At 74.6% G+C, this 22,715-nt stretch carries 21 protein-coding genes, 1 tRNA gene, 1 pseudogene and 1 riboswitch; of the genes and pseudogenes, 13 read left to right on the plus strand and 10 right to left on the minus strand.

What is annotated here, in order from left to right:
• The first annotated feature begins 1 nt into the window (after position 1).
• The 7 genes from JAO84_RS02530 (at position 2) to JAO84_RS02560 (ending at position 7,333) form a co-directional block, all read left to right on the plus strand.
• On the plus strand, positions 2 to 1,282 hold the full coding sequence (locus tag JAO84_RS02530; protein ID WP_370409969.1) for an MFS transporter: 1,281 nt from the start codon (positions 2 to 4) through the stop codon (positions 1,280 to 1,282).
• Positions 1,279 to 2,304 carry a TolB family protein gene (locus JAO84_RS02535; protein ID WP_370409971.1) on the plus strand — a complete coding sequence of 342 codons (1,026 nt, stop codon included), beginning with the start codon at positions 1,279 to 1,281 and terminating at the stop codon, positions 2,302 to 2,304. Before JAO84_RS02530 ends, JAO84_RS02535 begins: the two co-directional genes overlap by 4 nt.
• A 212-nt stretch (positions 2,305 to 2,516) precedes the next feature.
• Complete coding sequence (gene htpX, locus JAO84_RS02540; RefSeq protein WP_370409972.1) at positions 2,517 to 3,434, plus strand: zinc metalloprotease HtpX; 918 nt, start codon at positions 2,517 to 2,519, stop codon at positions 3,432 to 3,434.
• Between the two features lie 26 nt (positions 3,435 to 3,460).
• Positions 3,461 to 4,075, plus strand: a complete 615-nt coding sequence (locus JAO84_RS02545; protein WP_370409973.1) for a hypothetical protein — start codon at positions 3,461 to 3,463, stop codon at positions 4,073 to 4,075.
• Between the two features lie 118 nt (positions 4,076 to 4,193).
• A riboswitch (cobalamin riboswitch) is annotated at positions 4,194 to 4,327 on the plus strand.
• An 89-nt stretch (positions 4,328 to 4,416) separates the two neighbouring features.
• Complete coding sequence (locus tag JAO84_RS02550; RefSeq protein WP_370409975.1) at positions 4,417 to 5,490, plus strand: ABC transporter substrate-binding protein; 1,074 nt, start codon at positions 4,417 to 4,419, stop codon at positions 5,488 to 5,490.
• Positions 5,487 to 6,506: a FecCD family ABC transporter permease gene (locus tag JAO84_RS02555; protein WP_370409977.1), complete on the plus strand. Its 1,020-nt coding sequence runs from the start codon at positions 5,487 to 5,489 to the stop codon at positions 6,504 to 6,506. The genes JAO84_RS02550 and JAO84_RS02555 overlap by 4 nt, the downstream gene beginning before the upstream one ends.
• Positions 6,503 to 7,333, plus strand: a complete 831-nt coding sequence (locus JAO84_RS02560; protein WP_370409979.1) for an ABC transporter ATP-binding protein — start codon at positions 6,503 to 6,505, stop codon at positions 7,331 to 7,333. Before JAO84_RS02555 ends, JAO84_RS02560 begins: the two co-directional genes overlap by 4 nt.
• Here the strand turns inward: JAO84_RS02560 and JAO84_RS02565 are convergent.
• The 4 genes from JAO84_RS02565 to JAO84_RS02580 all read right to left on the minus strand — a co-directional run bounded on the left by JAO84_RS02565 (position 7,311) and on the right by JAO84_RS02580 (position 10,111).
• On the minus strand, positions 7,311 to 7,808 hold the full coding sequence (locus tag JAO84_RS02565; protein ID WP_370409981.1) for a GyrI-like domain-containing protein: 498 nt from the start codon (positions 7,806 to 7,808) through the stop codon (positions 7,311 to 7,313). The two genes, JAO84_RS02560 and JAO84_RS02565, sit on opposite strands and share 23 nt — an antisense overlap.
• A gap of 108 nt (positions 7,809 to 7,916) precedes the next feature.
• Positions 7,917 to 8,669, minus strand: coding sequence for a D-Ala-D-Ala carboxypeptidase family metallohydrolase (locus tag JAO84_RS02570; RefSeq protein WP_370409983.1), 753 nt, complete (start codon positions 8,667 to 8,669; stop codon positions 7,917 to 7,919).
• Between the two features lie 183 nt (positions 8,670 to 8,852).
• The gene (locus tag JAO84_RS02575) at positions 8,853 to 9,218 is read right to left on the minus strand and encodes an iron chaperone (RefSeq protein WP_370409985.1); all 366 of its coding nucleotides are present in this window, start codon (positions 9,216 to 9,218) and stop codon (positions 8,853 to 8,855) included.
• A gap of 56 nt (positions 9,219 to 9,274) precedes the next feature.
• Positions 9,275 to 10,111 carry an undecaprenyl-diphosphate phosphatase gene (locus tag JAO84_RS02580; RefSeq protein WP_370409987.1) on the minus strand — a complete coding sequence of 279 codons (837 nt, stop codon included), beginning with the start codon at positions 10,109 to 10,111 and terminating at the stop codon, positions 9,275 to 9,277.
• 164 nt (positions 10,112 to 10,275) lie between these two features.
• Here JAO84_RS02580 and JAO84_RS02585 point away from each other — a divergent pair, with 164 nt between their 5' ends.
• Entirely contained in the window at positions 10,276 to 10,695 is a 420-nt protein-coding gene (locus tag JAO84_RS02585; protein ID WP_370409989.1) for a BlaI/MecI/CopY family transcriptional regulator, read from the plus strand.
• A 371-nt stretch (positions 10,696 to 11,066) separates the two neighbouring features.
• A pseudogene (locus tag JAO84_RS02590) lies at positions 11,067 to 11,204 on the plus strand (M56 family peptidase); the annotation flags it as partial.
• A gap of 106 nt (positions 11,205 to 11,310) precedes the next feature.
• Here JAO84_RS02590 and JAO84_RS02595 read toward each other — a convergent pair.
• The 3 genes from JAO84_RS02595 to JAO84_RS02605 form a co-directional block, all read right to left on the minus strand.
• Entirely contained in the window at positions 11,311 to 11,640 is a 330-nt protein-coding gene (locus tag JAO84_RS02595) for a hypothetical protein (protein ID WP_370409991.1), read from the minus strand.
• Between the two features lie 23 nt (positions 11,641 to 11,663).
• Positions 11,664 to 12,098, minus strand: coding sequence for an ester cyclase (locus JAO84_RS02600; RefSeq protein WP_370409993.1), 435 nt, complete (start codon positions 12,096 to 12,098; stop codon positions 11,664 to 11,666).
• Between the two features lie 88 nt (positions 12,099 to 12,186).
• Positions 12,187 to 13,101, minus strand: coding sequence for a Rieske 2Fe-2S domain-containing protein (locus tag JAO84_RS02605; protein WP_370409995.1), 915 nt, complete (start codon positions 13,099 to 13,101; stop codon positions 12,187 to 12,189).
• A gap of 92 nt (positions 13,102 to 13,193) precedes the next feature.
• Between JAO84_RS02605 and thpR the strand changes: the two genes are divergently transcribed.
• Both thpR and JAO84_RS02615 read left to right on the plus strand, forming a co-directional pair.
• Positions 13,194 to 13,811: an RNA 2',3'-cyclic phosphodiesterase gene (gene thpR, locus JAO84_RS02610; RefSeq protein ID WP_370409997.1), complete on the plus strand. Its 618-nt coding sequence runs from the start codon at positions 13,194 to 13,196 to the stop codon at positions 13,809 to 13,811.
• 241 nt (positions 13,812 to 14,052) lie between these two features.
• A complete protein-coding gene (locus JAO84_RS02615; RefSeq protein WP_370409999.1) occupies positions 14,053 to 15,147 on the plus strand; it encodes a chemotaxis protein in 1,095 nt (364 codons plus the stop codon).
• 31 nt (positions 15,148 to 15,178) lie between these two features.
• Here the strand turns inward: JAO84_RS02615 and JAO84_RS02620 are convergent, their stop codons facing one another.
• From JAO84_RS02620 to JAO84_RS02630, 3 genes are all read right to left on the minus strand, one after another.
• The gene (locus JAO84_RS02620) at positions 15,179 to 16,834 is read right to left on the minus strand and encodes a TROVE domain-containing protein (protein WP_370410001.1); all 1,656 of its coding nucleotides are present in this window, start codon (positions 16,832 to 16,834) and stop codon (positions 15,179 to 15,181) included.
• Between the two features lie 109 nt (positions 16,835 to 16,943).
• A tRNA-OTHER gene (locus JAO84_RS02625) sits at positions 16,944 to 17,023 on the minus strand.
• A 141-nt stretch (positions 17,024 to 17,164) separates the two neighbouring features.
• Positions 17,165 to 17,911, minus strand: a complete 747-nt coding sequence (locus JAO84_RS02630; protein WP_370410003.1) for a hypothetical protein — start codon at positions 17,909 to 17,911, stop codon at positions 17,165 to 17,167.
• Positions 17,912 to 18,059: 148 nt separating this feature from the next.
• Here JAO84_RS02630 and JAO84_RS02635 point away from each other — a divergent pair, with 148 nt between their 5' ends.
• Positions 18,060 to 20,273, plus strand: a complete 2,214-nt coding sequence (locus JAO84_RS02635; protein ID WP_370410005.1) for a SpoIIE family protein phosphatase — start codon at positions 18,060 to 18,062, stop codon at positions 20,271 to 20,273.
• Positions 20,270 to 22,714 (plus strand): SpoIIE family protein phosphatase, encoded by a 2,445-nt coding sequence (locus JAO84_RS02640; protein ID WP_370410006.1) that lies wholly within the window; start codon positions 20,270 to 20,272, stop codon positions 22,712 to 22,714. Before JAO84_RS02635 ends, JAO84_RS02640 begins: the two co-directional genes overlap by 4 nt.
• Position 22,715: the final 1 nt, after the last annotated feature.

Genomic DNA, 22,715 nt, shown 5'->3' on the forward strand with positions numbered 1-22,715 from the left:
CGTGTATCTCTCCACGATCGGCAGGAAGGAGCTGCCGGCCGACCCCCAGGACCCCGCCCGGCGGGGCCGCTGGAAGGCGGTCGGGGGCAATGTCCTCGCGCTCGGCACCGTCAGCCTGGTCACCGATGTCTCCGCCGAGATGGTCACGGCCGTCCTGCCGCTGTACCTCGTCCTCGGCCTGCACCTCAGCCCCGCCGCGTACGGCGCCCTCGACGGGCTCCACACCGGGGCCACCGCCCTGCTCAGGCTGGTCGGCGGCTATGTCGCCGACCGGGTCCGCCGGCGCAAGGCGGTCGCCGGAGTGGGTTACGGCCTGTCGGCGTTCGCCAAGCTCGGCCTGGTCGCCGCGGGCGGCTCCCTGGCGTCGATCGGCCTCGTCGTGGCCGCCGACCGGGCGGGCAAGGGGCTGCGCACCGCGCCCCGCGACGCCCTCATCACCCTCTCCGCGCCGGAGGCCTCGCTCGGCCGGGCGTTCGGGGTGCACCGCGCCATGGACAGCGTCGGCGCCTTCGCCGGCCCGCTCGTCGCCCTCGCCGTGCTCACCGCGGCCGGCCAGTCCTTCGACGCGGTCTTCGTCACCAGCTTCTGCGTGGCGGCGCTCGGCCTGCTGATCCTCTTCCTCTTCGTACGCGACCACCGCGAGGCCCGCCCGCCCTCGGGCACCGTCTCACCGCGCGCCGTCGGCCGGCTGCTGCGGACCGCTCCGGTCCGCCGTCTGGTGTGCGCCGCCTGTCTCCTCGGGCTCGCCACCGTCGGCGACGGCTTCGTGTATCTGCTGCTCCAGCGGCGCGAGTCGCTGTCCATCGGCTGGTTCCCGCTGCTCGCCGTCGGCACCAGCCTGTCGTACCTCCTGCTCTCCGCCCCGATCGGCGCGCTGGCCGACCGGATCGGGCGGCTGCCGGTGATGCTCGGCGGTTACGGGGTGCTCGCCGCGGTCTATCTGCTGCTGCACGGCCCGCTGGACGGCCCGGTGCTCCTCGGCACCGTCCTGTTCCTCTACGGGCTGTTCTACGCGGCCACGGAGGGCGTCCTGATGGCGCTCGCCGGCCCGGTCCTGCCGGAACGGCTGCGGACCACCGGCATCGCGCTCGTACAGAGCGGCCAGGCCCTGGCGTACCTCGGCTCGTCCGTCCTGTTCGGCCTCGCGTGGCAGGAGTGGGGCGGCGCGACGGCGAGCCGCTGGGCGGCGGTCGCCGTGGTGGGCGTCGGGGTGGCCACCGCGTTCCTGCTCCGCTCCTCGTCCCCGCGCTCCACGGACGAACAGAAGGGTTCCCCCTCATGACCGCCCCCACGCAGCGGACGAAGCTCCTCGTCACCGCGCTCGCCGCCGTGCTCCTCGCGTCCCTGGCCGCGATCGCCGTGATGGTCGGCCGGCAGAACGCGGTCGCCGACGCCCCTGCCGGAGCCCCCGACGGCGCCCGGCCACAGGCCGCCGGTGCCGCCGGACGGCCCGGCGACCGGCTCCGCGTCCTCAGCAACGGCCTGCTCTCCACCGTCTCCCTCGCCGACCCGTCCGGGCCGCGCACGGTCACCACGACCCGCTGCGACCGGGTCTACACGGCGGGCGGCACCACCGCCTGTCTGACGCCCGCCGGCGCGCTCAGCGGCCCCCGGCTGCTCGTCCTCGACGAGCGGCAGCGGACCCGGCGCACCGTCCCGCTCACCGGTCTGCCCAACCGGACCAGGGTCTCGGCCGACGGCCGCATGGTCGCCTGGACGCTGTTCGTGGGCGGCGACTCGTACGCGGGCGGCGGCTTCTCCACCAGGACCGGCATCCTCGACACGCGCACCGGCCACGTCATCCCGTCCCTGGAGGAGTTCGCGGTCTTCCGTGACGGACGCCGCCACCGGGCGGCGGACATCAACGTCTGGGGCGTCACCTTCGCCGCCGACGACAACCGCTTCTACGCGACCGTCTCCAGCGCCGGCCGGCGCTCCCTGGTGGAGGGCGACATCGCGGCCCGTACCCTGCGCACCCTCGCGGACAACGTCGAGTGCCCGTCGCTGTCGCCCGACGGCCGGCGGATCGCCTTCAAGCAGGCCGTCGGCGCCGATCCGGCCAAGGGCTGGCGCCTGTCCGTCCTCGACCTCGCCACGCTGCGCCGCACCGCACTGGCCGAGACCCGGAGCGTGGACGACCAGGCGGCCTGGATCGACGACGCCACCGTCGCGTACGCCCTCCAGCGCGCCGACGGCACCGACGACGTCTGGACCGTCCCCGCCGACGGCACCGGCCGCCCGCGCGTCCTGGTCCCGGGCGCCGCCTCGCCCGCGGTCCTTCCGGCGCCGGGCCGAGGGCGCTGAGGACGCAGGTGGGCCCGGCCGTCGCACACGGGGGAGGTGCGAGGCCGGGCCCACCACCACGGTAGCGCGGACCCGACCGCCCCGTCTCCGGTATGGCGAAAGCGAAATGCCGAAATCGCGGAACCGCCGAGGCACACTGGCAGGAGGGGGCGGTAGGCAGGCCCCGGCCGGGGCACGGCCGGTGCCGCCCGCTCTGGGAAGAGGGTGCGCGGATGGCTGGCACACGGTCCTCGTCCCGCTCGCGCTACGCCCCGGACCGGGGGCTCGCGACGCGCATGGCGACGACGATGTTCCTGATCGGACTCCTCTACGTGGTCTTCGTCGGCGTCCTGCTCGTCCTGCTGCGCGGATCCTGGCCGGTCATCCTGCTGATCACGGGCGTGCTGTTCGTCGGGCAGTTCTGGTTCAGCGACAAGATCGCCGCGCTCGGGATGGGCGCGCGCGAGGTGACCCGTGAGCAGGCGCCGGAGCTGCACGGCACGGTGGACCGGATCTGCGCCCTCGCCGACATGCCGAAGCCGAAGGTGGCGATCGCCGAGAGCGACGTGCCGAACGCGTTCGCGACCGGGCGCGGCGAGAAGACCGCCCTGGTCTGCGTGACCACGGGCCTGCTGCGGCGGCTCGAGCCGGAGGAACTGGAGGGGGTGCTCGCGCACGAGATGTCGCACGTGGCGCACCGGGACGTCGCGGTCATGACGATCGCGTCCTTCCTCGGGGTGCTCGCCGGGATGATGACCCGGGTCGCGCTCTACAGCGGCCTGGGCCGCAGCCGGGACAGCACCCTGGGCGCCGCCGTGATCCTGGTGCCCGTGGTCAGCGCCGTCGTGTATGTGGTCAGCTTCCTGCTCACCCGGGTGCTGTCCCGCTACCGCGAGCTGGCCGCCGACCGGGCCGCCGCACTGCTCACCGGCCGGCCCTCGGCGCTGGCCTCCGCGCTCACCAAGGTGAGCGGCGATATGGCGCGGATCCCGACAAAGGACCTGCGCAAGGCGGAGCCGTACAACGCCTTCTGGTTCGCGCCCGCGTTCTCCTCGAAGGAGAGCCTGAGCCGGCTGCTCTCCAGCCACCCCACCCTGGAGCAGCGGCTCGAGCAGCTGGCGCGGATCTCGGCGCAGCTCGGCGAGGCGTGAGGCGGGAATCGGAAGGCGGGTCGGCGGTGGGACTCCTCGACAGCATCCTCGGGCGCAGCCGGCCGGTGCGGCCGGATCTCGACCGGCTCTTCGGGCTTCCTGCGGCGGCCCTCACCCTCCAGGCAGGCACCGGTCTCGTGCCCACGGGTGCCGGGTCGGTGTGTTTCGCGGCGGTGGAGGGCGGAGCCTTCGGACGCCTGAAGGAGGAGGTACGGGAGCTGCTCGACGCCGACGCGGCCGACACCGCCACCGGCCCCGTCACGTACGCCTCGGACGCGTACGGCTACACCTGGCTCACCGTTCGCCGTCCCGCCGAGGATCTGATCACGCTGGTCAACGATCTGCACGCGGTCAACTCGCTCCTGGAGGAGGCCGGCTTCGGGCCGAACCTGCTCTGCTCGCTGACCGGGTTCCACGCACCGGGGGGCGACGGACGGGGGGTGCGGGAGCTCGCCCTCGTCTATCTCTACAAGCGCGGCACGTTCTATCCCTTCGCGCCGCGCGCCGATCGCGCCGAGACCCGCGACAACGCGCTGGAGCTGCAGGTGAAGGCGTTGCTCGCGGGTGACCTGGCCCTGGAGCCGGACATGGAGCGCTGGTTCCCCGTCTGGGGCGCCCCGGGGCTCGGCGGGGCGGGGTAGCTCCGGCGAGGCGGAACGGGACCCGGCCCCCGGGACCATGATCGCCCTGTGGTAGTTTGCCGTGGCCAGTCGTACCTCTGCGCGTACGCCGCGTGAGCGGCCGTCACGTGCACGGGTCAGGGAATCCGGTGGGAATCCGGAGCTGACGCGCAGCGGTGAGGGTGACGGGCGGGGCATCGGCCACTGGGCATGTCGTACGACGTACGCACCCGGGAAGGCGTCCCGTCCGGGTGACCCCGAGTCCGAAGACCTGCTGGCGGCCCCGGCACGGTACCGACGTCGTCCGGGAAGGACCGTACGACAGGCTCCGCGTATGAGCCGTGGACGCAGAGGATTCCCGCGTGCCCTTCGCACACCCCGCCCGTGCCCTTCGTTCCGCCGCGCTGCTGGTGACCGGGGCTTTGCTCGTCGCCGGCTGCGGCACCGGCGGCCCGGACGGCTCCGATCCGTCCGGGTCCGCCAAGTCCTCCGTACAGGGGGGTGCGAAGGGCGGCTATCCGATCACCCTGGAGAACTGCGGGCAGCGGGTCACGGTCACCGCGCCGCCGCGCCGGGCCGTGGCACTCGACCAGGGGTCGGCCGAGATCCTGCTCTCCCTCGGCCTCGCCGACCGGATGGTGGGCACGGCGACCTGGACGGACCCGGTACTGAAGGGCCTGGAGAAGGCGAACGCGTCCGTGCCCCGGCTCGCCGACCGCTACCCCTCCTTCGAGAAGGTGCTCGACACCGATCCGGACTTCGTCAGCGCCTCCTTCCTCTACACCCTCGGCAAGGGCGGCGTGGCGCCGCGCGAGCGCTTCACCCAACTCGGCGTCCCCACGTACCTCTCCCCCACCGACTGCGTCGACAAGGACAACAGCGGGGACGGCGACGGCGTGCGGACGCGCCCGCTGACGATGGAGACGGTGTACGGCGAAGTACGTGATCTGGCACGGGTGTTCGGCGTGCCGGAGCGCGGCGAGAAGCTGATCGGCGACCTTAAGGCGCGGGTCGAGAAGGCCCGCGCGGGCGCGGACTTCAAGGGCGCGTCCGTCCTCTACTGGTTCTCGGACTCGCAGGGTCCGTACATGGCGGGGTGCTGCGGTGCGCCCGGGATCGTCAGCACCACCCTCGGGGTGCGGAACGTCTTCGACGACACCAAGGAGGAGTGGCCGCAGATCAATTGGGAGACGGTCGCCGACCGCGACCCCGACGTCCTTGTGATCGCCGACCTGACGCGCAAGGCGCAGTCGGCGGAGAGCGCCGCGAAGAAGATCGAGTTCCTGGAGTCGCATCCGGTCACGAGGAACATGACGGCGGTGAAGGCGAAGCGGTACGTCATCCTCAGCGGCCAGGCGATGAACCCGACCGTCCGGACCGTCGAGGGCGTCGAGAAGGTCGCGGCCGCGCTGCGGTCGTACGGGCTCGCCAAGTGAGCCGGGTCGCCGCCCTCTCGGGGGCGGGCGGACTGGGGCTGCTGTGCGGGTCGGTGGCCGTCGCGATCACGATCGGCCCGGCGGACATCTCCGTGGCCGATGTGTGGTCGGTCGTCCTCGCACACCTGGGCCCGGGGGACACGGCGGTGCTGAGCCCGATCCGGGACGGGATCGTGTGGAACCTGCGGCTGCCGCGTACGCTCCTCGCCGCCGTGTGCGGCGCGGGGCTCGCGGTCTGCGGTGCGGTGATGCAGTCGCTGCTGCGCAATCCGCTCGCCGATCCGTTCGTGCTCGGGGTGTCGTCGGGCGCCTCGACCGGCGCGGTCGCGGTCGTCGTCCTCGGGGTGGGCGGGGGCGCGGTGTCGGTGACCGGCGGCGCGTTCGTGGGCGCGGTGTGCTCCTTCGCGCTCGTCCTGTTCCTCAGCCATGTCCTGGGCGGGTCGACGGACCGGGTGGTGCTCGCCGGGGTGGCCGCGATGCAGCTGTTCTCGGCGCTGACGTCGTTCGTCGTGATGACGGCGGCGGACGCCGAGACGACGCGGGGCGTGCTGTTCTGGCTGCTCGGCTCGCTGGCCGGGGCGGGGTGGACGGATGTCGCGGTGTGCGGGGCCGTGCTCGCGGCGGCGCTGCTGATCTGCGGCGGGTATGCGCGGACCCTGGACGCCTTCGCGTTCGGCGAGGACGCGGCGGCCTCGCTCGGGGTGTCCGTGGCCCGGACCCGGGTGGTGCTGCTGTGCGTGACGGCGCTCCTGACGGCCGCGCTGGTCGCGTCGGCGGGGGCGATCGGCTTCGTCGGCCTGGTCCTGCCGCACGCGGTGCGGATGCTCGCCGGTCCCGGGCACACGCGGCTGCTGCCGCTGACGGCGCTGGCCGGCGCGGTGTTCCTGGTGTGGGCGGACACCCTGGCCCGTACCGTGCTCGATCCGCAGGAGGTGCCGGTGGGTGTGGTGACCTCGCTGGTGGGTGTGCCGGCGTTCGTCCTCGTCCTCTATCGGGCGAGGGGTACGGCCCGATGACCGGACGGGAGTGGGGGCTGCGGGCCGAGCGGGTGACGCGGACGGCCGGCGGTGCGCTGCTGCTCGACGGGGTGAGCCTGGCGCCGCGCCCCGGCCAGGTCACCGGGCTGCTCGGGCCGAACGGTTCGGGGAAGTCGACGCTGCTGCGGGTCCTCGCGGGGGTGCTGGCGCCGGACGCCGGGGTGGTGACCCTTGACGGCGATCCGCTGTCCGGGCTGCCGCGCCGGACGGTCGCCCGCCGGCTCGCCACCGTCGAGCAGCACGCCGACACCCAGGTCGATCTGACGGTGTCGGACGTCGTACGGCTCGGGCGCGTCCCGCACCGCCGGGCGTGGGCGCCGGCCGCGGCGGGCGACGAGGCGGCGGTACGGGCGGCGCTGGCCCGCACCGGGCTCGGCGACCGGGCGGACCGGGCGTGGCGCACGCTGTCGGGCGGTGAGCGGCAGCGCGTCCAGATCGCCCGGGCGCTCGCCCAGGAGCCGCGCGAGCTGCTCCTCGACGAACCCACCAACCACCTGGACATCCAGCACCAGTTGGAGCTGCTCGCGCTGCTCACCGGGCTCGGCCTCACGAGCGTGATCGCGCTGCACGACCTCAATCTGGCGGCGATGTACTGCGACCATCTGGTGGTGCTGCGGGCGGGGCGGGTGGTGGCGAGCGGCCCGCCGGCGGAGGTCCTGACGGCGGAGCTGATCGCCGACGTGTACGGCGTCCGCGCCGCCGTGTCCCGCCCGGACCCGGACGGGCGCCCGCACATCCGCTTCCTGGGGCCCGTCGCACCGGTCCTGCCTGTCGTGCCCGTCGTCAGTCCGCGAGCGTCCAGTTGAGCTCGGTACGCAGGTCCCGCGGGTCCATGTCGGGCGTCGGGCGCGTCACGTACACCTCCCAGCGCAGCTCGCCGGGCCGCAGTCCCTGCTCGCGGATCCAGCCCGCGAGCGACTCCCAGGCCGCGCCGAGCCCGTCGAAGCCGCCCCGGTGCGTCACCCGGGCGACCCGCCCGCCGGGCAGCCGGCCGGCGACCACCCCGTCCTCGCTGCGTACCTCCCGGCCGACGGCGAAGCCCACCTCCAGGTCCAGCTTCTCCCCCGACGCTCCCCGGTAGAGCCCGAACGCGGCGCTCTCCGGGGCGATCTCCTGCTCGTGCAGCACCCGTCCGAGCGCACCGAACGCCCCGTCGAAGAACCCGCGCAGCTCGGCGGGCGCCACGGCCCCGCGGACGACGGCGGTCGTGACGGGTTCGAGGTCGACGAGGCGCGGCCGGGTGTCGGGGTCGGGCTCGGGGGTGGTGGCGTCGCTGCTCATCTCGCTCCGTTCGGCGTACGGGAAAGGCCATGGGGAAGGTACCGACCGGAACACCGGGGCCCCGGCCCGCCGCGCGGGCAGGGCCGGGGCCGGCTGTGTGGTGAGGCGTCAGATGCCGCAGTTCGGGGCCGACCAGTAGCGGCTGGGGCGGTGGTCGACGTGGGTGTGGTCGTTGTGGTCGGGGTAGCCCGGACCCAGGATGCCGTTGAAGCCGTGGTTGCGGGCCTGCTGGGCCATGGTGCAGAGGGAGTGCGAGCCCGCGCCGAGGTCGGCGGCGTCGCCGTAGAGGTGACGGCTGGTGCTGGCGCCGCCGACGGCCGCGTTGCAGGCCGTGCTGCGGAATCCGCTCGTCACGCGGATCGGCGCGTCGCCCAGGGCGTGCCGGAGGGCCTCCAGCTTCCACATGGTGCGCAGGGCGTTCGACTTGGCCGTCGCCGCACTCACCGCGCCGCCGGCCCAGGTGGTGTTGCAGGTGTTGAGCTCGGCGTACGAGAAGTGCGCGGGGGTGCAGTCGTCGTCCTGCAGGGCGTAGATCTTGCTGAACGTCGCGGGCCCGGCGACCCCGTCGGCGGCGAGGCCGTACGCGGACTGGAAGCGCTTGACGGCCGCGGCGGTGGCGGGGCCGTAGGAACCGTCGATCGCCAGCACCCCGCCGTAGCCGGGATACCCGGCGACCCGGATCTGCAGGGCGGTCACATCGGCGCCGCTCGCGCCCTGGGAGAGCGTGCGGGACCAGGTGTAGCAGGCGTCGGCCTGGGCGGGGCCGGCGGTCGCGAGGACCCCGAGCACGACGGACGACAGGAGCATGACAAAGGAGAGCAACAGGCGTACGGGGCGGGACTGAGCGGTGGATCTGGGCATCGAACCTCCATCACCGAGTGAGCCTGGACGGGCCTGAACCGACCCGCGGAAGCGGGCCGCCCCCGAGGCTGGCGGACGGGGTATACGCGCGTCAACCTCGCGTCGTCGCCGCCAATGGTCGGACCGGTGAAACCTTGGGGGCCGGGGCGGACTCCGCCTCTCTACGTCGCCGCCCTGCCGGGGTCAGCAGACCGTGCCGGGCGTGCGCGCGACGGCGGCGAGGAGGTCGCGGACGAGGTCGTAGTCGATCGCGTCCGGCTTGCGGAACCGGATGCAGCCCTTGCCCATGTCCTGGCCTGCGAGCCGCTCGGCGAAGGCCTCGGCCACGTCCGCGCGCATCAGGTAGAAGGAGATGTACTGCTTCTGACTGGCGAAGGCGATCTCCGCCGCCCCGTCCCGGGTGTACGCGGGCATCCCGTACGCGATCGTCTCGACGAACCCGCCCAGCTCCCCCCGGCACAGCTCCCGCAGCCGGCCGAGAGCGGCCGCCCGGTCGCCGGTGATCCCGGCGAGGTAGCCGTCGACGTCCTGAGCCGGGGTGCGCACCATGGCAGCCAGTCTAGGAGAACCGAACCCGGACCCGGGCAGGGCCGGCAGCCGCCGGCTCAGGCAGAGAGGACGCCCGTCGTCAGGAGGCCGAGGAGGAGGACGCCGACGACCAGGCGGTAGATCACGAAGGCGTTGAAGGAGTGCTGGGCGACGTACTTCAGCAGCCAGGCGATCGACGCGTACGCCACCACGAAGGAGACGGCCGTGCCGACGATCAGCGGGCCGGTGGCCGCGCCGGTGCCGACGGCGTCCTTGAGCTCGTAGACGCCGGCGCCGGTGAGGGCGGGGATGCCGAGGAAGAAGGAGAGGCGGGTCGCGGCGACCCGGTCGAGGTCCAGCATCAGGGCGGTGGACATCGTCGCGCCCGAGCGCGAGAAGCCGGGGAAGAGCAGGGCGAGGATCTGCGAACCGCCCACCAGCATCGCGTCCTTGAGGTCGGTGTCGTCCTCGCCGCGCTTGTGCCGGCCCATCCGGTCCGCCGCCCACATCACGCCGCTGCCGACGATGAGCGAGGCGGCGACCACCCACAGAGAGGCGAGCGGGCCGTCGATCAGCGGCTTGGCCGCCAGGCCCACGACCACGATCGGGATGGTCGCGAAGATGATCCACCAGGCGAACTTGTAGTCGTGGTGGTAGCGCTCCTCCTTGTCCCTGAGGCCGCGCACCCAGGCGGTGACGATGCGGACGATGTCCTTGAAGAAGTAGACGAGGACGGCGGCGATCGCGCCGACCTGGATCACCGCGGAGAAGCCCACCACCGCCGGGTCGTCGACCGGGATGCCCATCAGCCCCTCGGTGATCTTCAGATGCCCGGTGGAGGAGATGGGCAGGAATTCGGTGATGCCCTCGACGATGCCGAGAATGGTGGCCTGACCGAGGCTGATGGCGCTCATCGGGCTCCTGTCTGAGAGGGAGGGGCGGGAGGGGTACGGGTGCTGCGCCCGGGGGTGGCGGCTGTTCCGGGGCAGGGGTGCGTGGCACACTCGGGGAACGGCATTTACGCGTGCGTAGAACTTCTACGCGACTGTAGAAGATCGGCGGGAGAACGACAAACCCCATGGACGGCAACACGCGCGACCAGACATCCAGACGGCCCAACGGCGCCCGCGAGAGCCAGATCCTCGCCCTGCTCCAGCAGGCGGGCGACGCGCTGACGCCCGGCGAGGTGGTCGAGCGGCTCGACGGCGAGCTGACGTACAGCACCGTCGTCACCATCCTGACCCGGATGCACGCCAAGGAGATGCTCCGCCGCTCCCCGCGCGGCCGGGCCTACGCCTACGCGCCCGTCACGGACGACGCCGGGTTCGCCGCCCGCCGAATGCGCTCGGTCCTCGACGCCCGGCCGGACCGCGAGGCGGTCCTCGCCCGCTTCGCCGACGAGCTGTCCGACGCGGACGCCGAGCTGCTGCGCCAGATGCTCGGCGACGGCGTGGACGGCGTGGACGGCGCCGACCCTGCCCCCGACGGCCGTCGCTGAAGGGGCCCGCCGTCATGCGTCTCGCCGTCTACCTGCCGCTGCTCCTGCCCCTGCTCGCCCCGCTGGCCGCCCGGCTCGTCGCCGAGCGCTGCGAACCGCGGCTCGGCACCTGGCTGCTCACCGGCTCCGCGCTCGTCCTCGGCGCGGCGAGCACGCTCAGCCTGGGGCTGCTCGCCGTCGCCGGCCTGGTCCGGCTCCCGCTGCTCGCGGCCCTCGGCCACTGGGCCCCGCCGGGCGCGCACGACGACCCCACCGCGCTGTCCGTCTCGCTGGCGGCGGGCCTGCTGCTCGGCGGCGCCACGCTGGCGGCCGTACGGTTCCTCCTGCGGCGCGCCCGGTCGCTCGCCGCCGCCGCGCTGGACGCGGCCTGCATGCCGGCCCGGCAGGACGGGCTCGTCGTCGTCGAGGACGAGGCTCCCGACGCCTTCGCCCTGCCCGGGCTGCCCGGCCGGGTCGTGGTGTCCACCGGCATGCTGCACACCCTCGACGTGGACGAGCACCGCATCCTGCTGGCCCATGAGCGCGCCCACCTGACGGCCCACCACTACGCCTTCGTGGCCGCCGCCCAGCTCGGCGCGGCAGCCAACCCGCTGCTCAGGCCGCTCGCCCGCGCCGTCACGTACACCGTCGAACGCTGGGCCGACGAGCACGCCGCGCTCGCCACCGGCGCTCGACCGGCGCAAGGTCGCCCGCGCGGTCGGCAAGGCCGCGCTCGCCGCCAAGCACCACCCCGGCCGCCGCGGCCCGGCCGGCGCGCTCGCCTTCCTGGGCCTGCGCCACACCCCAGGCCCGGTCCCCCGCCGCGTCGCCGCGCTCCTGGCGCCGCCGCCGCGGCTGCGCCCGGCACTGACCGCGGCCGCCCTCGCCGTACCGGCCGCCGCCCTCCTCGCGGCGACCGAGGCCACCCTCGATCTGCACCGCCTCCTGGAGAGCCTCGGCATCCACTAGCCCCGGCCCCGGCTGCCCTCTCAGGCCGGGCCGGCGCCGAGCTGGCGCAGCATCGTGAGGACGTCCACGACTCCCCGCAGCTCGGCGATCCGGCCCTCCTCGAAGCGGAGGATGAACATCTCGCCGTAGCGGACGCTCTTCCCGGTGGGCGCGAGGCCCTGGTACGTGCCCAGGTGCGTGCCGGTCACCGTGTTGCGGGCGGCCACCTTGTCTCCCTCCGTCACCGTCTCCTCCAGGGCGACGTGGATGTCGGGAAACGTGGTGATCAGCGCCGCCCACACCCGCTTCAGGGCCTCGGGCCCCGACGCCCCCATCGGCACCGGGGCGACGAAGTCGACGTCGGGCGCGACGAATTCGTCGATCGCCTTGCCGATGACGTCGAGGTCGCCGCTGTTCACGGCGGCGTGGAAGCGGGCGAGCGTCTCGGTGTGGCGGGTGTTCTCGGCTGCCGGCATGCGAGGTCTCCTCTGTGCGTGCACGTCGTCCTGCTGGACGGTGTTGCGGTTCCAGCGATACGACGACACAGCCGCCGGCACTGTGACATCACGGGGTGCGGAGCCGGGCTTCGAGCCGTCCGTCGACGAGCCGCGTGTCGAAGACGGGCTGCGGCGCCGTGGCCGGACCGGTCACGTTCCAGCCGTCGGCGAGCCGGAAGGTGCTGCCGTGCCAGGGGCACACCAGGCAACCGTCCACGACCTCGCCCTCCGCCAGCGGCCCGTCCTGATGACAGCACCGCCCCGCGAGCACCGCGAACCCCGCCCCGTCACCGGCCGCCGTCGGTACGACGACCACCGGCACCTCGCCCACGCGTCCGCTCAGCGGCCTGTCCTCCGGGAGGTCGGGCAGCTCCTCGACCGGGTGCCAGCCGGGCGGTACGAGGGCGGTGACGGGTTCGGCGTGGTCGGCGCCGGCGGCCATGCGGTAGGCCAGATGCCCGCCGATCGCACCGCCCGTCCCGATCGCGGCCAGGCCGCAGAAGCCCCAGAGCCGGCCCCGCCCGTACCGGCCGAGGCAGCGCTGGCGCAGGGAGACCGCGTAACAGAGCACTCCGGTGATGTTGGCGGCGGCGTGCGCGAGTCCGACGCGCTGCTGCGGGCGCCGCAGTTCCGCCCAGTCGACCCAGCCCGCCACGGCCGCCGGTCCCGCGGTCGCGAGCCCGGCGCCGACGAGGAGCCGGGCCGCCCGCCGCCCGTGCGGCGACAGGTCGAGCAGCGCGGCGGACAGCCACGCGCCGATCGGCAGCTGGACGAGCAGCGGGTGCGCCGGGTGCCCGAGCGGGCGTCCGTGGAGTACGTCGCGGGCCGCGCCGAGCGGCAGCCGGCGCACCGTGCCCCGTATCGCGTCGATCACGCCGTCGGCCCGTGGGGAGGCCGCCAGCCGGTCCATCGCCCTCAGCGCGGGGCCGGGCCCGGGGACCGGGGGCGGACCGGACCACGGGAGACCCTGGAAGATCGTCATGCCCGGCGGGTAACCCGCCCGCGCCCGCCGAAACGCGCGGCCGGGGCGTTCGAAGGTGACCGAACACCCCCGAATGGGGTACGAAGGGCGGCGTGAGTGATCTGCCCCTCGACGTGACCACGGACGTGACCAGCTCCGTGACCAGCAACGCGACCACCCGCGTGTTCATCGCCCTCGCCCCGCCCGACGACGCGAAGGACGAGCTGGCGCGGGAGCTGCGCCCCGCCCTGGACACGTACCCGTCCCTGCGCTGGAACAGGATCGAGGACTGGCACATCACCCTGGCCTTCCTCGGCGAGCTGCCGGTCGGCGCCGTGCCGCCGCTGCGGGCGCCGCTGGCCGGGCTCGCCGCGGTCCGCCCTCCGCTCGAACTGGGGCTGAGCGGCGGCGGGCACTTCGACGAGCGGGTGCTGTGGAGCGGTGTCGACGGCGACGTCGAGGGGCTGCGGCTGCTGGCCGCCGAGGTGCGGGCGGTGGTCAAGGAGTGCGGGATCCCGTTCGAGGACCGGCCGCTCAACCCGCATCTGACCCTGGCGCGCGCCCGGCGCGGCGACACCGGGCCGGTGACCGGGACGGCGGCCGCGCTGGCCGGGTTCACCGGCCGCCGCTGGCCGACCGCGCGGCTGCATCTGGTCGGCAGCAACTTCGGCCGCGGGCCGGGGCCGATCCGCTACCGCGACATCGAGTCCTGGGCGTTCGAGGGCCGCTGACCGGGGCCGGAGCGGGGCCCGGCCGTGGTGTGCGCGGGGTGAGCGACGAGTCGCGGAACAGCACGCTTCGAGCCAGGATGGTCTTCCGTGGGCCCTTGTCGCGCCCACGTGCTGGGTGGCCCGCCGGACCGGCCGGGCGCCCGACCGGGGCGACGGAGGTGGCCGCGTTCCGTGCGCGGAACCGGCCGCGTGACCAGGACCCGCCCGCCCCGCCGCCGCACAGCGTCAGGAAGGCCATGCCATGGACCCCGTGCTCACCCCGGACGTGCTCGCGAAGCTGCGGCAGCCGCGCCCGTACCCCGCCGTCTCGCTCCTGATGCCGACGCATCGCCGGGAGCCGGACAACGCCCAGGACCCGGTGCGGCTGCGCAATCTCCTGGCCGAGGCGGAGCAGGCGGTGCAGGACGACCCCAGGATCTCGCGCGAGCGGCGGATGGAGCTGGTCGACCGGCTGCGCCGGGCGGTGTCCGAGGTCGACCTGCGCCATGCGGAGGACGGTCTGGTGATCTTCGTGGCCGAGGGCGAGCACCATGTGTGGTCGGTGGCGCGCACCGTGCCCGAGCGGGTGGTCCTGGCCGACACCTTCCTCACCCGCAACCTGGTGGCCGCGCACGCCGCCGAGCAGCCCTACTGGGCGCTCGCCGTCGCCGCCGACCGGGTGTCGCTGTGGAACGGCAACCCCGAGCACACCGAGGAGCACACGGCCGACGGCTTCCCGCTGACGCTCAGCATGGAGAACCCGGACGTGGAGCGCGAGGAGCAGATCGGGGACGTCCCCAGCACCTTCCGGGACGAGACGACCCTGCGGTTCCTGCGGGAGGCGTACGAGCAGCTGCGGACGGTCCTCGCGTCCGAACCGCGTCCGCTGTACGTGATCGGCTCGTCGGCCGCGCTCGCCGCGCTGTCCGAGCTCGGACCGCTGTCGCGCGACACCTTCACGATCGAGCGCGGCGGGCTCGCGGCGGGCCCGGCCGCCGCCGTCCACGAGGCCGTCGAACCTCTGCGCACCGCCCGCGAGGCGGCCGCGACGGCGACGATCGTCGCCGAGCTGGACACCGCGCGCGGCCGGCGCGAGTTCGCCGGCGGCATCGACGAGGTGTGGCAGGCCGTGAAGGACGGCCGCATCCGGCTGCTGGCCGTCGAGGAGCACTACCAGACAGTGGTACGGGACGAGGGCGGGCACCTCGAACCGGCCGAGGCCGCGACGGCGGACACCCGCGACGACATGGTCGACGAGATCGTCGAGCAGGCCCTCGAAACGGGCGCCGAGGTGCGCTTCGTACCGGACGAACTGCTGGCGGGCGCCGGCCACATCGCCGGCGCCCTGCGCTACTGAGACCGTTCCTGCGCGGCGCGCGCTCGGTCCGCTACTCCCAGGGCCAGCGGGCGTCGCGGCCGGCGTCGAGGAGCGGGATCATGCGGAAGGCGGCGTCGGTGAGGCCGCCCATGGCGTGCCGGTTGGCGCCGCCGGAGGGCATGGCGGCCTCGCGGTAGCCGGCCATGTTCCACATGTAGACGGGGACGTCCTTCGGGATCAGGTCGTCGACCGGGGTCTCGGGCATGCCGCCGTAGCCGTGGCAGTTGGACGGCAGCCAGCCGGGCCGGGTCTGCTCGTCGGTGACGATGACGACCCGGTCGTGGCGGGCGTAGAACCGCCGGACGGCCGACGGGATGTCGGTGCCGCCGATCTGCCCGAACCGCTCGACGAGCCGCAGCACGCTGTCCCCGCGCCGGACGTCGACCTTCCGCGCCTGCTGCCCGAACTCCACGAGCGTGGGCCGCTCGGCGCGCACCGCGAGCGCGGCGCCGAACACGGCGGCCTGCTCGGCGAGGCTGATGTCCGAGCTGTTGGGCGTCGAGTAGCCGTAGCCCGGGAACATGCTGGGGCTCCGGTCGACGAGGATCAGCGTCCGGCCGGCGAGCACGGGCACGTGGGAGAGGGAGTGCCCGAGGGCCTTCTCCAGGGCGTGGCCCCAGCGCAGCGAGGGCGCCGCCTTGTACGCCGCCCAGAACCGGAACGGGAACATGCGGGAGGCGCGGACCTCGTCGGGGTCGGCGAGGCGGGCCGCGATCCGCTCGGCGACGGCGTCGGAGACGCCCGCCTTGTCGAAGTTCCGGAGGTTGCGGACCAGGGCCATCAGGCCCATGGACGGGATGACCGCCTCCCAGGCGGCGGCGTCCATCGGGCCCTGCAGCCAGCCGGCCAGCGCCTCCCAGGTCATGCCCGCACGGGCGAGCTCGACGCGGCGCGCGGGGTCGCCGAGGACGGCGCGCCGGTCGGTGACCGGGAGCGCCATCAGGCGGGCGCGCAGGGCCAGGGTCTCCAGGGGCTCGGGGACGGTGTCGCCGCGGCCGTGACGGCGGTCGATGGCGTGCCGGAACAGCTCGCCCTGCCACGGCTTGGCCGGGTCGGGCGCGGCGTGCACCAGCTCCAGGACGTCGCCGAAGCGGTAACTCCGCGACTCCGTATCGTACTTGAGCAGCGAGCGCTCGTCGTAGAGACGGCGGACGGCGTCCGCGACGCCGCGCTTCACCGGCTTGGGCAGCGCCCGGCCGTACCGGGCGGTCCAGTAGCCGAGCAGCTCGCCGGGCTCGTCGGCGCGGCGCAGGACGGAGGCGACGACGCTGCGGTTCGACCAACTGCCGGTGTTGTCAGTGCCGTTGGGGTCGGTCGGGGTCGGGCAGCCCGCGTCGAGGCGTGCCTTGACGAACTCGGCGGCGCCGACGAGCGAGGCGGTCCGCATGTTGCCCTCGCCGCGCAGCCAGCGCAGCAGGCCGGCGGTCCAGGCCGGGTCCTCGACGGCGAGCCGGCGGATCAGCGCGGTGTACCGGTCGTCGCGGGCGCCGGCCTTCTCGTAGAAGGTGTCGGTGCCGACGGTGTTGGCGACGGCCAGCAGGAACAACTCGCTCTTCGCGTCGCGGAGGTGCGCGCCCGCACCCTCGTGCGTCCGGGTGCGCTCTGCCGTGGTGGTCACGGGCGAGACGGCGGACGGACGGGTGCCGCGCGCGTTGAAGCGGGCCATGGGGAATCCCCTCGCGGATGGGAGGGAAGGCGACGGCAGCGCCGGGGTGCCCGAGATCGGATCGGTGGGGGAACGTAGTGCTCTGGGCCGCTGAGCTACCGGCGCCCGAAGCGCCGGACGGGATTCGAACCCGCGTCTCTCCATTAACAGTGGAAGTATCCCCCGCCTGCGCACCGGGCACCCCGGCGCTGTGCGCCTCCCGAGATCGAAAGCGGTCCACGGCGAGATTTCTCGGAAAGAAGTAGCCGCTGACCTGCGCACCGGGAGGTGCTGTGGTTCCCACCGTAGTCCGTACGGAAATTGACGCCACCTAATATTCGCGGCGGCACCCTAGCCTTCGTCGGCGGCCGAGAGCCGGGCCAGTTCCTCGGCTGCCGATTCGGCCGCCTGGCGGGCCGACTTCAGGGCCTGCTCCAGGCGGCGGACCTCCGCCTCCGTCCGCTCGACCCGCGCCGCGGCGGCGACTCGGGCCTCCCGGGCCGCTTCCCGAGCCGCTTCACGCGCGGCCTCCCGCTCCGCTTCCTGCTCCGCCTGTCGCTTCGCCGCGCGCTCCGCCTCCCGCTTCCGTTCCGGGACAGGCAGGGCGCCCTCGTCGGGGGCGACGGCGGTGAAGTCGACGGCGGCTTCGGGGACCTTGACCAGGCGGCCGCGGGCCCATTCCTGGGCGACGTCGGGGCGGGCGAGGACGCCGTGGAGGGTCTGTTCGAGTTCGCGGAGGACGGTGTCGCTGACCGGCTGGCCGGCCTCGGCGGCGAGGTCGGCGGCCGTACGGGCGAGGGTGGCGACGAGCTGGTGCTGCTTGCGGGCGGCCTCGCGGAGACGCTCGCCGTCCAGCATCCGGTGGGCCACCCGGAGGGTCTCCCCCAGGGCGAGGAACCGTTCCGCCTCCTCCGGCCGCTCCTGGGCGAGCAGGTTCGCGGCCCACGCCGCGAGCACCGGCCGGCGCAGCGCCGCGAGGGCCTTCGCCGTCTCCGGGTCCTTGCGGCGGCGCGCCTCGGCGACATACGCGTCCCGCGCCTCAGCGAACTCGGCGGGCCGCAGCCCGTACAGCTCCTGGGTGATCAGCTCGACGTCCACGCACCCACTCTGCGCCGCCGGGCCGGTCCCGGCGCGCCGTACGCGTCGCGCGATGGATGCCCCGCCGGGATGATGGAGGAGACCCCGGAGGGCTTCGGGCCCGTACGGGCCCCGAGCGGCGGCGACGCGGAGGAGGGATGCGGTCCGGATGAGCACGGCGGACCTGCCGGCCGGCCCGGCCCCGGTGAGCGGCCCGGCTCCGGTGAGCGGCGCGTTCGCCATGGAGGCCGGTGGACTCCTCGACGTGCTCGGGGTGGCCGCCGTGGTGCTCGACGCCCGCGGCCGGATCGTGCTGTGGAGCCCGCAGGCGGAGACCGTGTTCGGCTATTCCGCGGCCGAGGCGCTCGGCCGGCCGGCCGTGACCCTGCTGGTCGCGGAGGCGCACCGGGACGAGGTGCTCGCGCTGTTCGCCCGGGTGATGGCGGGCGGCGGCCCGTGGGCCGGGGTCTTTCCGATCCGGCGCCGGGACGGGCGTACGGTGCCCGTCGAGTTCCGCAACACGCGCCTTGAGGACGACCAGGGGCAGGCGTACGCGCTGGGGCTCGCGACCGACCGGGCGACCGTGCGCCGGGTGGAGCAGGACCTGGCTCTGTCCTCGCGGCTCGTCGCCCACTCCCCCATCGGCCTGGCCGTGCTCGACCTCGACCTCCGGTTCGTCCTGGTCAACCCGGCCCTGGAGCGGATCACCGGACTGCCCGCCACCGGGCACCTGGGGCGCGGCTTCGGGCAGGCGGTGCCGTCGCCCGACGCACCGGCGGTGGAGCGAGCGCTGCGCGAGGTCCTGGAGACCGGGGTGCCGGTGCTGTCCCGCCGGGTGCGGGGCCCGGTGCGGGAGGCCGGCCGGGACGCACCACAGGGCACGGACCGCCCGGACACCGACGAGGCGACGGCGGAGTCGGAGTCGGAGTCCGTCTGGTCGGTGTCCCTGTACCGCCTGGAGACCACCGGACGCCGGGTCGTCGGGGTCGCCGCCGCCGTCGTCGACGTCACCGAGCAGCACCGGGCGGAACGGGCGGCGGCCCGCGCCCGTAACCGGCTCGCGGTGATCGCGAGCGCCTCCGAGCGCGTCGGCACCACCCTCGACCTGGATCTGACCGCGCACGAGCTGGCGGAGCTGGTGGTGCCGGAGTTCGCCGACATCGCGGCCGTCGACGTCCTGGAGGACGTCCTCACCGGGCCCCGGCCGGGCGGCACCGACGCCTCGGGGCCCGCGGTGTTCCGGGCGCTTGCCGTGGAGACGGCGTACCCGACGGTGGCCCGCGACGCCGCCGACCCCGTCGGCGATCCGGCCCGCTACGGCGCGGAGCGGCTGGTCACCCGGTGCGCGCGGACCGGCCGGCCGGTGCTCGTCGCGCAGGTCACCGACGCCGATCTGGCGCACATCGCCCGCGACGCGACCGCCGCGGGGCTGCTGCGTGAGGCGGGCGTCCACTCGTATCTCGCGGTGCCGCTGCGCGCCCGTGGGGTGGTGCTCGGGGTGCTCGACCTGAAGCGGGCGCGCAACGCCGTGCCCTTCGACCGCGACGACGTGCTGCTCGCCGTGGAGCTGGCGGCCCGCGCGGCGGTCGCCATCGACAACGCGCGCTGGTACCGGCACCAGCAGCGGACCGCCCTCGCCCTGCAGCGGCATCTGCTGCCGCACGGCCCGGCCCGGCTCAACGGCCTCGACGCCGCCTACCGCTACCAGCCCGCCTCGGCGGCGGTCGAGGTCGGCGGGGACTGGTTCGACGCGATCCCGCTGGCCGACGGGAAGACCGCCCTGGTCGTCGGCGACGTGATGGGCAGCGGCATCAACGCCGCCGCGACCATGGGGCAGGTGCGGACCGCGGCCCGCACGCTCGCCGGGCTCGGCCTCGCGCCGTCGGTGGTGCTCACCGAGCTGGACCGCACGGTGGCCGGTCTGGACGAGATGGCCACCTGTCTGTACGCGGTGTACGACCCGGGCAGCGCCAGCTGCCGCATCGCCAACGCCGGGCATCCGCCGCCCGTCCACGTCCCGGCCGACGGACTGCCCCGCCTCCTCGACCTGTCGACCGGGGCCCCGCTGGGCGTGGGCGGTGTGCCGTTCGAGACCGAGGAGGTTCCCTTCCGGCCGGGCGATTCGCTGGTCCTGTACACCGACGGTCTGGTCGAGACCCGTGACCAGGACATCGACGTACGGCTCGCCGCCCTCACCGCGCTCCTCGACGGGCCGCCCCGCTCCCTGGAGGAGACCTGCGACCTGCTGCTCGACGCCCTGCGCGCGCCGGACGCTCCCGACGACGTCGCCCTCCTGATCGCACGGGCGCGCCCCCTCCCCGCGAGCGGGGACGGGGACGAAGACAGCACCGAGGACGGGGCCGGGAAGGAGGGAGCGGCGTGAACGGCGTCCCGGAACCGGCGGCCCGCATCCTGCCCTTCACCGAGGGCATCGCCGGCGCGCTGGTCGACGGCCACGGGCGGGTCGCCGCCTGGACCCCGGAGGCCCGCGAGCTGCTCGGGCGGTCCGCCGCCGAGGTGGTGGGCCGTCCGGTACGGGCACTGCTCGCGGATCCAGCGGCCTGGCGCGAGCTCGTACGGCGCTATGCGCGGGGGGCGCGGGAGGGCGAAGTGGTGCTGCGCTCCGGGCGGGGCGAGGACGTGCCGGTGGTGTTCCAGACCTTCGGCCTCAGCGACGACGGAGCGGCCCTCGCCACGGGCGGCGCGGGGACGGGCGAGGCCGGTGCCACGGGCTGCTTCGTGCTCGTCGCACCGGCGGCGCTGGCCTCGGGCTGGTTCCAGGACCACGCGTTCATCCGCGAGCTGTTCCTCCAGGACCGGGTGGGGCTCGCCGTGTTCGATCCGGAGCTGCGGCTGCTGCGCACCAACACCCACCTCCTGCCGTACACCGGCGTGCCCGCCGACCTGCGCGCGCGCCGGCTCTCCGACTTCCTGCGGCCCGAGGACGCGGCGGGCATCGAGAACAAGCTGCGCATGGTGCTCGCGACCGGGCTGCCGCTGGTGCAGGCGGAAGAGCTGCTGCGGACCATCGAGGACCCCCGCGGCGGGGTGAACCTCGCGATCTCCGCGTTCCGGCTGCAGGATCCCAGCGGCCGGGTGCTCGGCGTGACCGCGCTCTTCACGGACGTCACCGAGACGCGCCGGGCCGCCGAACGGCTCGCCCTGCTCCACCTCGCCACGGCGCGTGTCGGCAGTTCCCTCTCCGTCACGGACGCCGCCCGCGAACTGGCCAACGCCCTCGTGCCGGGCCTCGGCGACCTGGCGGTGGTCGAACTCGCCGACGCGGTCCCGCTCGGCGAGGAACCGGCGCCCGACGCCGAGGGACGCCTGCTCCTGCGCCGTACGGCCGTCGCTGGCCAGCCCGGTGCCTGCGAGAGCAACGGCCCCCGGACACCCGCGCCGGACGTCGTGCTCGTCGCCGTGCGCGAAGGCGAGGCCGCTCCGGCCGAGGGGCATCCCATACGGATGACCGCGCCGCTGCGGGCCCGCGGCACGCTGCTCGGGCGGCTGACGGTGGGGCGGCGGACGGCGCTCGGCCGGTACGCGGACGCGGACCGCGATCTGCTGCGGGAGATCGCCGACCGGGCGGCCCTCGCCCTGGACAACGCCCGCCGCTTCACCCGGGAGCACCGGGCGGCGGTGGGGCTCCAGCGGAGCATGCTGCCGCCGACGCAGACCCAGACGCCGGCGGTGACGACCTCCGGGGTGTATCTGCCGGCGGAGACCAGGACCGGTGTCGGCGGCGACTGGTTCGACGTGATCCCGCTGTCCTCGGCGCGGGTCGCGCTGGTCGTCGGGGACGTCGTCGGGCACGGCCTCGCGGCCACCGCCACCATGGGCCGGCTGCGCACCGCCGTACGGACCCTCGCGGACCTCGACCTCGAACCCGACGAACTCCTCGCCCATCTCGACGACCTGGTCACCCAGCTGCTCGCGGAGCCGGAGGAGACCGGCGAGGAGGACGAGGACGCCGGGGACGAGGACGCGGAGAGCGAGGCCGGCGAGGCCTGGCAGGTCCGCCACCCCTCGTCGCCGACCGGCGCGACCTGCGCGTACGCCGTCTACGACCCGGTCACGCGGCGCTGCACGGTGGCCTCGGCCGGGCATCCGCCGCCCGCCGTGGCGGCCCCGGACGGCTCGGTGGCGTATCTGCAGGTGGATCCCGGTCCGCCGCTGGGCGTCGGCGGGCTGCCGTTCGAGACGACGGAGGTGGAGCTGGCGCCGGGCAGTGTCCTCGCGCTCTACACGGACGGGCTGATCGAGGGGCGCGGCGGTGATCTGGACGCCGGGATGGCCGAGCTCGCGGCCTGTCTCGCCCGGCCGGGTGCCGTGCGGCTGCCGCTGCGGGAGCTGGGGCGGGAGATCGTGGCGGGACGCCCCGCCGGCGGGCTCGCGGACGACGTGACCCTGCTGCTCGCCCGTACCCGCGAGGTGCCCGCCGAGTCCACGGCGACCTGGCAGGTCGAGGCGGATCCGGCGGCGGTCGGCGCGGTGCGGGAGGCCGCGGCGGCACAGCTGCGCGCCTGGGGCCTGGAGGAGCTGGTCTTCACCACCGAGCTGGTGCTGAGCGAGCTGGTCACCAACGCGATCCGGTACGCGGGCGGGCCGGTCAAGGCGCGGCTCGTCCGGGCGGGCCGGCTGATCTGCGAGGTCTCCGACCCGAGCGCCACCCATCCCCGGATGCGGCGGGCGCAGCTGACGGACGAGGGCGGACGCGGGCTCTTCCTGGTGGCACAGCTGACCACGCGCTGGGGCAGCCGCTACAGCCGTACGGGCAAGACGATCTGGGGCGAGCAGGAGCTGCCGCCGCCGATCACGCGGTGAC

It is taken from the genome of Streptomyces fradiae, assembly GCF_041270065.1.
In the GTDB taxonomy this organism is placed as follows: Bacteria; Actinomycetota; Actinomycetes; order Streptomycetales; family Streptomycetaceae; genus Streptomyces.